This is a genomic window from Mycobacterium sp. 1245852.3 (genome assembly GCF_001669335.1).
Taxonomy (GTDB): Bacteria; Actinomycetota; Actinomycetes; order Mycobacteriales; family Mycobacteriaceae; genus Mycobacterium; species Mycobacterium europaeum_A.
Window position 1 is genome coordinate 1 of record NZ_LZLL01000220.1, and the last position, 1332, is coordinate 1332.

Annotated in this window: 2 protein-coding genes; one reads left to right on the forward strand and one right to left on the reverse strand. The window is 63.3% G+C overall.

Annotated elements, in window-relative coordinates; genetic code table 11:
* Nucleotides 1–870: glycosyltransferase (locus tag A9W96_RS09845; protein WP_156765182.1), on the reverse strand; the 870-nt coding region annotated here is incomplete at its 3' end.
* Between the two features lie 327 nt (nt 871–1197).
* Between A9W96_RS09845 and A9W96_RS31340 the strand changes: the two genes are divergently transcribed.
* On the forward strand, nt 1198–1332 hold a 135-nt coding region (locus A9W96_RS31340), incomplete at its 3' end, for a glycosyltransferase (RefSeq protein ID WP_197499385.1).

The following is a 1332-nucleotide window of genomic DNA, read 5'->3' on the forward strand; positions in this document are numbered from 1 at the left end:
GCCGGCGCAAAACAGTGCCCGCTCCCCCAATTCTGCGCAGGCCGCGCTGATCATTTCGGCCGTGAAGGCCGGAGATTCGACCGGTATGCTGCCGAAGGCGAAGCAAATGGGCGGTGCCCCCGCGGCTATCCAGTCCCGCGCCTCGTCGTCGGCGTCTGTGGAGAGGTTCATCGCCAGCGCACCCACAAAGGGCCGTCGGCCATTCCACTTCTTCCATTCGGCGGCCAACCCCGGGAAACAAAAGTCATCGTAGGCCTGGATTTCCAGCGAATGGCGCTCGGCGATTCGCCGGTGCGTAGGGCTTGTCGACTTGGGCAGACCTAGCTCACGGCGATGTGCGTCCTCGAAGCCCTTGTTCATGCGCCAAGACAGCCACTTGGATACCTTCATCGCGAAGCGCGCGATGGGTCCGGGCAATAGCGGGATCAACCGTCCGTTGGGCCGTACCGGGTAGTAGTGCAGGGTGACCAGCGGAATGCCGTAGTGCTCGGCGACATTGGCTGCGGCCTGCTCGCACGGAATGGTGGTGAACAGCAGATCGGCTCCGTCCGCCAGCGATGTCAACGTCGCGCACACCTCCGTCCAGCACTGGATCGATAGCGCCGACACCTGGAGCCCGAACCTGATCAGATCTCGAATCCTCCAGAAGCTCCGAAAAAAACATGTCCAGAATCTGCGCTGTGCGGCCATGTACGCACGGGTGTCCGTGCCGTAAGCAACCGCCGCGAGCCCGGCCGATTCGACGAACGGAATCAAGTCGGGCGGGACCGCGATGCACACGTCGTGCCCTCGGCGCTGCAGCTCACGGCCGACTACAACCGACGGCTCGATATCGCCTCGAGTCCCGTAGCTCGCCAACACAAATCTCATTGCGGATCTCAAACTTTCGGTTGTCGCGCCGCCCGGCGACGTATCGTTCCCGAACCGAGCCAAATGCCGACGACGCGGGTCGACGTACCCACGGCCGGCCACAGCCCCGGTGCCCACATCTCCGGTAGAGCCAGAGCCTAGACATGGCTCCGCGGCGACGGCAGGTTTCGGCGTCCGCCGCCCACATTGCCAACGGGTTCCGTGAGTCAGCGCAACTCGCTGAACTAGCACTGGGTGTCCGGTTATGCTGCGGTCGTCTGGGCCGAGGGCGTGGGCCGCCGCTTGCAATCCGACGATGCGCCAGGGAATCGAACAGTCATGACCGCGATGAAGTTTGTGCTGGCAAATTGGGGAACGCGTGGCGAGGTCGAGCCGTACCTAACGATCGGCCGTGAATTGGTTCGCCGCGGGCATGACGTGAGTATGGCCGTCGCTCCCGAAATGGTCGATTTCGTCGAGTCA